The organism is Mesorhizobium sp. RCAM 05099, from assembly GCF_059683685.1.
This window is the reverse complement of record NZ_CM185035.1, coordinates 1,963,585-1,975,601: the sequence shown is the minus strand read 5'-3', so window position 1 is coordinate 1,975,601 and position 12,017 is coordinate 1,963,585. Positions and strand designations below refer to the sequence as shown.

The 12,017-nt window shown below is 60.3% G+C and carries 8 protein-coding genes; 3 read left to right on the top strand and 5 right to left on the bottom strand.

Going from position 1 to position 12,017, the window contains the following annotated elements; genetic code table 11:
• Window positions 1-869 precede the first annotated feature (869 nt).
• From AC56QQ_RS09680 to AC56QQ_RS09660, 5 genes are all read right to left on the bottom strand, one after another.
• Window positions 870-2,837 (bottom strand): cyclic nucleotide-binding domain-containing protein, encoded by a 1,968-nt coding sequence (locus tag AC56QQ_RS09680; RefSeq protein ID WP_497126683.1) that lies wholly within the window; start codon window positions 2,835-2,837, stop codon window positions 870-872.
• A gap of 21 nt (window positions 2,838-2,858) precedes the next feature.
• On the bottom strand, window positions 2,859-3,725 hold the full coding sequence (locus AC56QQ_RS09675; RefSeq protein WP_497126681.1) for an HlyD family secretion protein: 867 nt from the start codon (window positions 3,723-3,725) through the stop codon (window positions 2,859-2,861).
• A 103-nt stretch (window positions 3,726-3,828) separates the two neighbouring features.
• A complete protein-coding gene (locus tag AC56QQ_RS09670; RefSeq protein WP_497126679.1) occupies window positions 3,829-6,168 on the bottom strand; it encodes an ABC transporter permease in 2,340 nt (779 codons plus the stop codon).
• On the bottom strand, window positions 6,168-7,343 hold the full coding sequence (locus AC56QQ_RS09665) for an HlyD family secretion protein (protein ID WP_497128922.1): 1,176 nt from the start codon (window positions 7,341-7,343) through the stop codon (window positions 6,168-6,170). The genes AC56QQ_RS09670 and AC56QQ_RS09665 overlap by 1 nt, the downstream gene beginning before the upstream one ends.
• Window positions 7,344-7,427: 84 nt before the next feature.
• Window positions 7,428-8,663, bottom strand: coding sequence for a patatin-like phospholipase family protein (locus tag AC56QQ_RS09660; protein WP_497126677.1), 1,236 nt, complete (start codon window positions 8,661-8,663; stop codon window positions 7,428-7,430).
• 418 nt (window positions 8,664-9,081) lie between these two features.
• Here AC56QQ_RS09660 and AC56QQ_RS09655 point away from each other — a divergent pair, with 418 nt between their 5' ends.
• The 3 genes from AC56QQ_RS09655 (at window position 9,082) to AC56QQ_RS09645 (ending at window position 12,008) form a co-directional block, all read left to right on the top strand.
• Window positions 9,082-9,735, top strand: coding sequence for a hydrolase (locus tag AC56QQ_RS09655; protein ID WP_497126675.1), 654 nt, complete (start codon window positions 9,082-9,084; stop codon window positions 9,733-9,735).
• Window positions 9,736-9,806: 71 nt separating this feature from the next.
• Complete coding sequence (locus AC56QQ_RS09650; protein ID WP_497126673.1) at window positions 9,807-10,091, top strand: XapX domain-containing protein; 285 nt, start codon at window positions 9,807-9,809, stop codon at window positions 10,089-10,091.
• 27 nt (window positions 10,092-10,118) lie between these two features.
• Entirely contained in the window at window positions 10,119-12,008 is a 1,890-nt protein-coding gene (locus AC56QQ_RS09645; protein ID WP_497126671.1) for an amidohydrolase, read from the top strand.
• Window positions 12,009-12,017 lie beyond the last annotated feature (9 nt).

Below are 12,017 nucleotides of genomic sequence, written 5' to 3'. Positions count from 1 at the left end.
TCTCAAGATTCAGTGCTTGTAGGAAGCATCTGATCTTTTGACGTTTCTCGCAGGATCTTTCTGGCCACTCGGCCAGTTCAGCGAAGCTCCAGATACATCGGCGTCGCAATCGAAACGGCTGAAGTCGTCGGCCACCGTTTCGGCAAGCGCATTCGGGGCAAGGAACAGCATCCTCGATCCCCGATCGATTCCTTGGCGCGATATCGCCATTCCCGGCATAGACGTGCAAGCCGACGCAAACCCGACCAATCAATTCAGGTTGGTGCCGGTAAGCTCTCTCGGCAGGCGACTGAACGCCCGAACTAACGATGTCCGGGCATCGAACTGAACAAGCGTCGCCATCGAAATCCACACAAAGGAGAACATCTATGAGAGGAATCGCGACGCTCGTTGTTATGAGCGTTCTCACCACACCCGCAGCAGCGATTGAGCGGCACGACGTATCGCATATGTCATGTAATGCGATTGGTTCAGCCCTTGAGCTCGAGCAGCGGTCTGTTCTTCGACACCCCTCGCCCGGCGTAAAAGAGTTGATGCTCTACGATCTATACGTGCGTGATCGTCAATCTTGCAGTCCCGATCAAACAGCTGTGCCGACGCGGGTGCCGGGCGAGTATGGCTCGTGCAGCGTCTACCTATGTGCAACCGTCACGAAGACTTTTAAACGCCTCTGAAGAAGGCGCGGGAGCACGCCAGCCGACACGATCCGACTGCCGTTCACGCTCTCTTAATGACTGCCTAGATTGCGGTCAGCCTGTCGCTGACGCCGGCTGCTCCGTTCGTACTCCACTCCGTAATCCGCCGACCCGACAGAGTCTGCGCGATGAAACAAGCATCGACCGCCAGAACCCGTTGTCGGTCCCGCAAGATCAGAGCTTGAACAACTGCCTGATGCGCGCCCGCAGCGGCGGCATCGTCGTCGCCGCGTCCGCTCTGTCACCTCCACCGAGCCGAAGCTGACCCGATGCGTTTCGCTTCGAGAGAAGCAGTGCCAGTTCGTCGGCTATCGCGGGACGTTCTTGCATCAGTGGCGCTAAGCCCTTCTGTGTGATCTCATAGACGACTACGAAGGTGAGAGCCTTCACGCTGCCCAATTCACCGGCTTCCGTTAGAAGACCGCCTTCGCCGAGGCAGTCACCCGGTGCAAGACGGCCAAGTTCCGTCTCGCGCTCGCCGTCGCGCCGATTTACGGTTACGACGCCGCTGCGCAGGATCATAAGCGACTTCAGCACCTCGCCCTGCTCCGCAAGGATCTCACCCTTCCGGAAGGTCCGGCGCGTCATCGTCGAAGCGAGTGCTTCCTTTTCATCTTCCGTCAATGAAGCAAACAGCGGGATCGCGTCCAGAAGCCGCCTTGGTGTCGTGTGGAAACCGAACGGTACCTCGACCCCATTTGGTTCCGGGTTTGCCGGACCAACAGCTTCCAAGGGGGCTGCAAGAGTAAGACCTGCCGCCTTGGCGTGACGGAAGATCAAGTCGAAAATTTCGCTCTTTGCCTTGCCGGCGAGGGCCCTGTCCGCGACCCTGAAAGCAAGCTCCAGTTCCACAGCGCCTCCGTCCAGCGACACTGTTTGTACACTCGGTTCCGGTTGCGACAATATCGAATTACTGCTCAAGAGAACCGAGCGCATCACATCGGCCATCGTGGATGGAGCGGTGCTTGGCCGAAAACGGACTGTAAGGGCCACCCCATGGCTCTGCTCGGGACTGCTGATATTGGTCAGCCTTGCTTTTGCGAGGTCGCTGTTGGGAACAACCACCAAATCGTTTGTACCCGTCAGAAGATGGGTGGCCCGCCAGTTCGTCTCGACTACCTTCCCTTCAATGCCGTTGCCCAGCACAAGCCAGTCGCCGATTCCGTAGGGCCTGGCGAGGTTGAGCGCGACACCCGAGAAGACGTCGCCGAGTGTGCTCTGCAAGGCAAGGCCCAGCACAATAGCGACCGCGCCGGATGTGGCTATCAGCGTGCCGACCGGAACATTAAACACGTAGGCGATGATCGACAGGATCGCTGCGACGTAGATCACGCCGACAACAAGCTCCTGAAGAAGCCGTCCTTCACGCGGCTGGTGTTCGAGGATGAGAAATACGCGGACCACGCCTATTAGGGACCATGCGGCGTTGATCCACCAGATCACCTTGACGATGCCGATGAATACCTGCTGCACCCTGGAGATACCGGCCGGATCGACCTCATACGGGATGATGCCGTGATACAGCAGCAGTCCGGTGAGGGCCAAAAAGAATGTCGACTGACCGACCAGGCGCAGCGTCCGGCGACTCCGGAGCAGAATGCGCGTAACCAGCGCACCAAGCGTGGCAACTAGGCCGGTCTGTACGATGGGATCCAAGATGATGTCAGATAGGTGTGGGTAGTTAACCATGGGATTGGGAGCCACATATTGTTCAACGACAAGAGGACCCGCTGTTAGCGACCCGCTGTACGGGCCTGCCTCAAGCTCGGCGGCAGCGGCTGAGACCGCCGCCTGAATTGAGTTGGAAGTCATACTGCGGGTAGTGAAGAACTGCTTGTTGAAGAAGACGGTGACATGCGGACGCAGCCCGCGGATGATGTCCCATTCAAGATTTTCAGGAATGTAGACTGCAGCGATGGCCTTGCCAGACCGCACGGTCGTTTCTGCCTCACAGAGATTGCAGGAGCGCATCGTTACCTTGACCCTGGGTGCCGAATGGATCGCATCAACGAAGCTGCTGGATGATTTCGATCCATCCCAATCCACCACCTCTACGGGAAGGTCGCGGATGATTGCCCTTTTGAATCTGGCACGCAAAATCGACGGCAGGTTTGGGGGTCTTACTGTCGCCGAGACCGGCATTACACAACAACCCCTTGAAGACTATGGTCGGGCGGTGAGCCAAACAGTCATGCCAGCCTCGAGCCCTCCGGCATTGCCATTTGGATCAAGTCGCAATCGGAACGAATTCAGATCGTGATCGCCGACGGCGCGCGCCGCGCGCCAAGTCGCGAATTCCCCCAATGGACGCAGTTCCGTCACGCGAGCATCGATCTGGCGTCCGTCCTGAACCTTCAGCGCCAGCGTTTTTCCGAGCGTTATTTCGTGCAGGTCGTCTTCACGCAGCGTGAAAGCGAACCAGGCCTCACCATCCGCCTCCATCGTCATCACCGGCTTTCCCGGATCAATGATCTCGCCTGGCTCAGCAACGCGGATGCCTATTGTACCATCCGTCGGCGCCGTTAGTCTGGTCTTGTCCAACTGGGTCTGGAGATCCCTGACTGTCGCCTCGGCCAGCGCCACTTGGGCATCGGCTACAGCGCGCTCCTCGGCGGTGGGACCGGCTTCCGCTTCTGCAGCTTGTGCCCGTTTGAGATCAAGGTCGGCTTTGGCCTTTGCAAGCGAGCCCAAACTCGTGTCGAGCGTTTGTTTGCTGGCGAAGTTCTTGCCGGCAAGTGCCGATGCGCGGTCATACTGTTGCTGGGCGAGCAGAAGGTTGGCTTGCGACGTCTGGATGGCCTGGTTGGCGATTGCCACCTCTTCCGCCCGTACGCCCGAATAGACCTTATCCCGCTGTGCCTTGGCGCTCGATGCAGCGGCCTTGGCTTCACCGACGGATGCTGTCAGCTCCGGGTTGTCAAGCACAGCAAGAAGATCGCCCTTGCGTACACGCTGGCCTGGAATGACGGCTATCGTCGCCAGTCGTCCCGTCGTCTCGGGGGCGATGCGAATCTCGGTCTGCCGAACCATGCCGGGGATCGGTGGCGGCTTTGCCTGCTCTGCCGACGCCTGCCAAACGCTGCATAGTATCGTGCTTGCCGCAGCCAATACGACTGCAAGGCTGTGTCGCGGTCTAGTGAGCATCGGATGCCCTCCAACCCGCGGCAATTCTGGCTGACGCGACAGCAAGGACTGCGTAGATGCCTGTCAGCACCCACAGCCCTATCCAGTCTTTCCAGACGTCCGTCAAAGTCGCTCCCATCTGGTTGACCCGCACCAGGCCATCGATGCCGAAGGTGCTCGGAAGGATAAAGCTGGCTGTCCGAAGCACCGGCGGAATCGCTTCCAACGGCCATGCGACGCCGACGAGAAAGAAGATCGGAAGACTGATTGCGACGAACAGCAGAACCGCCGTTTCGCCCCGCTTGAACCAGTTGCCAACAAGCTGGCCGAGCAGGCTGACCGAGAGGACAAAGGGGATGGCAAGGACGATCAGGTCGAGCACATGATCGGTTGCCGAGAAACCGTAGACCCTTGGCAGCACGATGAGGAACAGCGCCAAGCCCGGCAGCGCAAGCAGCAGATGCGCGAGGCTTTGACCGATCACCGCTGACATGGTGCCACGACGGCGGCGAGCGCTGCGGCCGCTCTGCTCGTAGGCCGCCCCGGCCACCGTGGCCGCGCCCATCAGCCGGGTCTGCTGCAAGATCAGCATGAAGGCGGCTGGAACGACGTAGCTGCCATAACCACCGGTAGGATTAAACAGCGGCTGGTTCAAAATCTCCACAGGCGAGTTTTGCGCGAGAGCCGCGTGGTAGAGGCTGCCATCCAGGCGGGCGCTGCGCGCCGCTAGATCCGCCGTGACCGCGCCCACTCCTTCCTGAATACCCTGCAGCGTTCGGTTGTAGAGCAGGAAATAAGCTGAATCGACATAGGCAGGCAGTCTGGCCTGATCACCCTTCAAGATCTCACGCTCGGTTCCCGCCGGGATGCTCAGGATGCCGAACACTTCCCGGCGTGCGAGCGCTGCCTGCGCTTCGGCCAGCGTCGTCGGTCGAAGCACCACCTTCACCGCTTCATCGGCATTGACCGCCTGGATAATCGTGCGGCTGACGTCGGAGGAATCGCCGTCCACGACGGCAATGGGGATGTCCTTGATCAGTTGGCCGAGATAGGGTTGCGGGTAGAACACGCCGTAAACGATAGGCGCCATGACGATCAGGCCGAAGGCCATGCGGTTGCTGATGATCCTGCGAAATTCGTCGATGAATGCTTGAACAATGCCGATCCTTTCCGGCCTTTCCGGTTGGGGCGCTTCGATCGGCTTTGGCCGCGGATGCCTAGCAACGGATCGGAGCCTTAACCAGGCCAGGCCGAAATAGATGACTGCCAATCCACCCAACATCATGAAAGGCTCGGCGGAATCCCTTGCCGATACGCCGCGGGCCGCCTGGTCGAACAGGATCTGGATGTACCAGCGCAGCGGCAGCATTGCCCCCCAGGCCCGGGAGAAGATGTTCATGGCCAACACAGGGAAACCGACGCCGGCAAAGCCGAACGCCGGCGAACAGATGATGCCGGTCAGGCTGAGACCGAAGGCAAGGTTCCTGACGAGAAGCTGCAGCAGCGCGCCCAACGACAAATAGGCAACGATCAGCAGGCAAGCGCCCGCGGCGACCAGCACAGGGTCGCCGCGGAAGGGTATCTCAAAAATGCCGTGAATGATGCCGAGCCCGACCGCCATCATGACGAGGAAGATGCCGAAATAAGGTGCCAGCTTGCCGACGAGCGCGATGAGCATGCTGTCGCCCGCTGTCGCCAGCCATTCCCGTATGTTGCGCGACTGGAACTCGGAGCCGACCGCATAGCCGGCGGAAATTGCGATCACAATATGCAGCACGGTCGGCAGGATCGCTCGCAAAAGGAACTGCACATAGTTCAGCGCGGGATTGGTTAGAACGTATTGCTCGACGACAAGCGGTCCCAGCGTGAAGGTGGCGGTGCGTGGTCCCGCCGGCAGGTCGGCAATGGCTGCCGATAGTGCCGCCTGCAGCGAGCTCGAGGCGACGTTGCCGGGCGTGAAGAACTGCTTGTTGAAGAAGATCACGATCTGCGGCCGGCGCCCCGCCGTGATGTCGCGTTCGAGATACTGAGGAATGTAGACCGCCGCGATGGCCTCGCCGGAGCGCACCGCATGCATGGCGTCATTAAGATCGGAAGAACGTCTCGCCACAGTGACGCTGGGTGCCGAGCTGATCGCCTGCACGAAGGTCTCGGACGTCTTCGTCCTATCCTGATCGACCACGTCGACCCGAAGATCACGGATGACCGCATTGCCGAATGTCGTGGCAAGGATCGCAAAGGCAATCAACGGGATGACGACGACAAGCAACAGGGCGACCTTGTCGCGGCGGATCCAGGCCACCTCGCGCAGAGCGACATCGACAATGCCGAAACGACGCATACTCGGCATCAGTGCGCCCCCTTCCAATCGGCGTAAGCACTCATCCCAGGCCTGAGGTCGGGGAGCTTTTCGACCGGATAAGCCCGCACCTCGAAGGTCCTGAGATCGAAGTCGCCCGTCGCGCGTGTCGCGCGCCATCCGGCATACTCGCCACGTGTGGCAATGGTCCGCACCTCGACGGTTACAGGCATCTCACCGAGTGCAGGGATTTTGACCGTGAACCGGTCCCCCACTTTCAGGCCCTTGATCAGGTCCTCGCGGAGATCGAAGCCCAGCCAGATATCGCTGAGGTCGACCAGCGAAAGCAACGGCACTCCGGGCGACACATATTCGCCAAGCTCCGCGCCGACCTGATAGACCTGCCCGGTAATCGGCGCTTTGACGGTCATCTCGTTGACTTGCACCTGCAAGGTTGCGATCGCCGCCTCAGCCTTGGCGACGGCAGCTTGTGCCACGCCGCGCTCCTCGGCTGTGTCGCCAGCGACAGCCTCCTGATAAGCGAGGCTTGCTTGCTCCAATGTTCGCTTCGCCACGTCCAGCGATGCCGTCGTCTCATCGAACTTTGCGACCGACTCGAAACCGCCCTGGGTGACCTGCTTGACCCTGTCATAGGTCTGCTGGGCAAGCGTCAGATTGGCCTGCGCCGACGCGACCTCAGCCTTGCGTTCCGCAACCACCTCGGCGCGCGTGCCGACCTGGATGCGCGTGAAGTCTGCTTGGGCGACGACTCTCGCCGCCTCCGCCTCGTTTAGCTTCGTCAACAGCTCCGGATTGTCGATCCCTACCAGCAATTGTCCGGCAGTGACATTGTCACCGCGCGAGACCGGCCGCTGTCCGACCCTGCCATCGATACGAGCCGCGATATCGACGCGCGTGGCATCGGCTTCGCCTTGCAGCAGCAATGGTTGCGGCTGAACGAGATACCACAAGGACAGACCAACAATCGCCAGCGCGGTGAGCGCAACGATGATCGCCGCGATTTTCGACGTTTTGGGCGGCTCGGCGGCGGCGAGTTCGATTGGCGCGGGCAGAAGAATGTCCGGTTGCGGCAATTCGGCTTGAGGGCTTCCAAGGCTCCGGGGCGGAATTTCAGGACCGTCAAGACGCGCGACCGGCGTGCCGGATCCGGGCGGCAACGACTCGTCACTCGAATCCGACGTCTTGCTTATCGGGTCACGTGACATGTCCGACACCTGGGTCTCCAATTGTTTGGTCCTGACGATGCTTGATGGCGATTGTCCGCGGGTCTTGTCGTTTCGACGGCACGCTCATCGCAAAAATCCAGGCGGCGTTTTTTTCCACGGGACGCCGTTGCGACCCATTTCGTAACCCTTCGCATAGAGTGCGCGCATGAACCTGTTGTCGAACGGGCTCTTCGCCTCAACGGTGAAGTCCGGCGGGATGTCTATGGCGTTGAAGTCGATCCCGTCACGTTCGGCGTCTGCATAGAGCCTGTAGAGGTCGCCGATGCCCTGCGTCTTGATCAGCGACGAGACCGCCTTTTCGGCTATATCGGGTAGACTTACCTTGACCGAGCTGTACTCCGGAGTGGTTCGGCCGTTGCGGATTACATAAAGTCGCGCCTTGACCTTGGTGTGGAAGGTCTTGTCGAGCGCGCCGAGAGTCAGCCCGGCCGGCATGAGGAAGACCTCGTTGGCGGTCCCGCCGTCCACATGCATCTCGTGATAGGTCTTGCCGGCCGCGGTCACTTTCAAGTTGACCGGTGGAAAGATGCCGGGAATGGACGTTGAGGCGAGGATGACCTCGTCAAACAGTTGCTTGCGATCCGGCCGCCCGCTCGCCGCGATGGCCCCCATGTCCCAGATGACAGCGCGGTCGGCATCGAGATTGGTTGTGCCAATGAACAGTCGGCGTCCCTTGGCGTACTCGCTGGCGATCTCCGCAAGCATCTTGTCGGTGATGTGTTCGTCGAGCATCTTGGCCAGCGGGGCATTGCTGGTGAACGAGCCGCTTGTGAGAGCTCCGAGCAAACTGTGCCTGGTATAAATATTAGCCTCGCTGACCTCGGTGAACCCATCCTTGAGCTCGCCGTCATAGGCCGGCCCCAGGAAGGCAAAGGGTGCAATGAGCGCGCCTGCGCTGATCCCGGTCACAATGTCGAACTTTGGCCTGGTCCCGGCTTTCGCCCAGCCAGCTAGAATTCCCGCCCCGAAAGCGCCGCTGCTCCCACCGCCAGATAGCGTAAGGGCGTTGAGCTCTCTCAAGTTCATAGTGGGATCAGCCTTTGACGCTTTCAGTCTCTCATCGTGGAACCGGACAAGTCGTTCGGCTGGATAACTGGCGTAGGAATCGCCCCAGAGCCGGATGTCGTGCTGATAGCCGGGCGGCTCGGCCGCCGATGCAAATTGCTCTGGGACACTATCGCGAGGAAAAGCTGTGATGCATGCGGTGAGCTGGCTGGCGCACAGGCCAACGCCAATCATTAGAGAGAACGAACGGAACCAGCTACCTTCAGGTGCGCATGAGGTCCGGACTGTCGTCATCGATCCTTCCTCTCTCAACCAACTTGCGCGATAACGAGAGGGGCTTGCGGTGAATTACTCTTCAGCCATCTCGGCGCTTTCGCTGCTCACGAGAGCATCCTTTGACCACGCACTGGAGTTCGCGGCTTGTACAAAGCGCCGGGTATTTTGACGTCTCAAGCATGATCGACATCCTGACCTGACCCGTCTGTCGGCGCTCAGCGTATGCGTCGATCCCGCCGAAGAACCTGCCAACAATCCTGCGAGAAACGTCAAAGGCACACGCGCTTCCTACAAGCCTTGAACTCGCCGACGTGATCAGCTTCGACCCACGGAAACGAGGCTTCCCGGCGCTCGCTGTGAGAAATGAACGCAGGCGCAGAATAGTCTTTCGGCCGGGCTCCGCACGAACGTCAATCCATCCCAAACGAGGACGACCATGTCGACAAATGCCACTCCCACACCCGGCTCCGAGCTGATTTCGCCGAGGGACCACACGCTGATCATGATCGATTTCCAGTCGCAAATGTCCTTTGCCACCAAGTCGATCGATGCCGTCCTCTTACGTAACAACGCCGCGCTGGTCGCCCATGCCGCCGCCGGCTTCGGCGTTTCGACGATCCTGACCACCGTCGCCGAGAAGACCTTCTCGGGACCGATGTTCGACGAGATCACAGCTGCCTTTCCCGGCCAGCCGCTACTTGACCGCACCTCCATGAACACCTGGGAGGACGCCGCCGTGATCAGCCAAGTCAATGAGATAGGCAAGAAACGCCTCGTCCTGTGCGGCTTGTGGACCAGTGTCTGTATCGTCGGCCCATCGCTTTCCGCGCTCGATCAGGGTTTCGAAGTCTATGTGATTGCAGACGCCTGCGGCGATGTCTCCGACGAAGCACACGAGCGCGCCATGCAGCGGATGATCCAGGCCGGCGTGCGGCCGATGACATCGCTGCAGTATCTGCTGGAGCTGCAGCGCGACTGGGCACGCGGAGCCACTTACGAGCTGACGACCGGCATCGCCAAGAAGTTCGGCGGCTCCTACGGGCTCGGCGTCATCTATGCCAAGACGATGCTCGGCGCGCACAAGGGCTGAATCGTCGGCACTGGCGCAGGCGAAGTCGCCGGCGCCGCCAGGCAATCCCTTCCGTTCTCCCGGAGCGCCACATGAAACCCTATGTCATCTCGGTTGCCGCCGGCCTTCTCGTGGGCGTTATCTATGGACTGTTGAATGTCCGTTCCCCCGCACCGCCGATCATCGCGCTTGTCGGCCTTCTTGGCATCCTCGTCGGGGAACAGCTTCCACCGCTTGTCAGGAATATGTGGCGCAGCGAACCAGCAGCACTTTCATGGCTGCATCAGGTACGTCCGCATGTATTCGGACATTTGCCGCAAGGCTGCTTGCCGTCCGACGCGGAAGCCCGGCGCTCTGAAAAGAGCATACAGAGCTGAATTCCAAAATCTGCGAGGCAACGAACCATGGTTGAAGGCACTAAGGCAGACCTGATCCTGCATCATGGGCTGATCACCACACTTGACCGCTCCAATCCGACGGCGAGCGCCGTGGCCATCAAGGACGGCAAAATCCTGGCTGTCGGCCACGACCATGACATCGTGGCATTGGCTGGCGCCAGCACCAAAGTTGTCGATCTGAGAGGCAAGCGCGTGTTGCCCGGGCTGATCGACAACCATACTCACGTCGTTCGCGGTGGCCTGAACTTCAATATGGAGCTGCGCTGGGACGGTGTTCGCTCGCTGGCCGACGCCATGTCGATGTTGAAGAGGCAAGTCGATATCACTCCGCCGCCGCAGTGGGTGCGGGTCATCGGCGGGTTTACCGAACATCAGTTCGCTGAAAAGCGCCTGCCTACCATCGAGGAACTCAACGCCACCGCCCCCGACACGCCGGTGTTTATTCTCCATCTTTACGACCGCGCTTTGCTCAATGCCGCCGCGCTTCGTGCCGTCGGCTACACCAAGGCCACGCCGAATCCACCTGGCGGCGAGATCGCCCGTGACGCGGCCGGCAATCCGATCGGCCTGCTGCTTGCCAAGCCGAACGCCGGCATCCTCTACGCGACGCTTGCTAAGGGTCCGAAACTGCCCTTCGAATATCAGGTCAATTCCACCCGTCATTTCATGCGCGAACTTAACCGTCTCGGCGTGACCGGCGTCATCGACGCCGGCGGCGGATTCCAGAACTATCCGGGCGACTACGCAGTAATCCAGAAGCTTGCCGACGATGACCAAATGACCATCCGGCTTGCATACAATCTGTTCACGCAAAAGCCGAAAGAGGAGAAGGACGACTTCCTCAAATGGACCTCGGCAGTCAAATACAAACAGGGGACGGACTATTTCCGCCATAACGGCGCGGGCGAGATGCTCGTCTTCTCGGCGGCCGATTTCGAGGATTTCCGCGAGCAGCGCCCAGACATGTCGCCGGAAATGGAAGGCGACCTGGAGGAGGTTGTCCGCATCCTTGCACAAAACCGGTGGCCGTGGCGGTTGCATGCCACATATGACGAAACTATCAGCCGGGCGCTCGACGTTTTCGAGAAGGTCGACCAGGATATTCCGCTCGAGGGCCTGAACTGGTTCTTCGACCACGCCGAGACGATTTCCGACGAATCGATCGACCGCGTCGCGGCCCTGGGTGGCGGCATCGCCGTGCAGCATCGCATGGCCTATCAGGGCGAATATTTCGTCGAACGCTATGGCCAGGGCGCTGCCGAGGCGACACCACCGATCGCAAAGATGCTGGAGAGAGGTGTCCGCGTTTCGGCCGGCACAGATGCCACTCGCGTCGCCTCCTACAATCCCTGGGTCTCGCTCGCCTGGATGATCACTGGGCGCACGGTCGGCGGCATGCGTATATATCCGCGCCGAAACTGTCTCGACCGCGAGACGGCACTTCGCATGTGGACCGAGAACGTTACCTGGTTCCTGAACGACGTGGGCAGAAGAGGCCGGATCGAAAAGGGCCATCACGCCGATCTCATTGTCCCCGAAAAGGACTTCTTCGCCTGTGACGAGGAAGAGATTTCCTTTCTCACGTCGGAACTCACCATTGTTGGCGGCAAGGTGGTGTTTGGCGCGGGTGATTTCGCCGCTCTCGACGAGACCGCAATGCCGCCCGCGATGCCGGACTGGTCACCGGTCCGCACCTTCGGAGGCTATGGCGCCTGGGGCGAGACGGACGGCGCCGGGCGGCACTCACTGCGAAGGACCGCGATCACCTCCTGCGGCTGTTCATCCACATGCGGGCTGCATGGCCACGATCATGCCGGAGCGTGGACTTCGAAGCTGCCGGTGGCCGACCTCAAAGGCTTTTTCGGCGCTCTAGGCTGCAGTTGTTGGGCCGTCTGATCCAGGAGC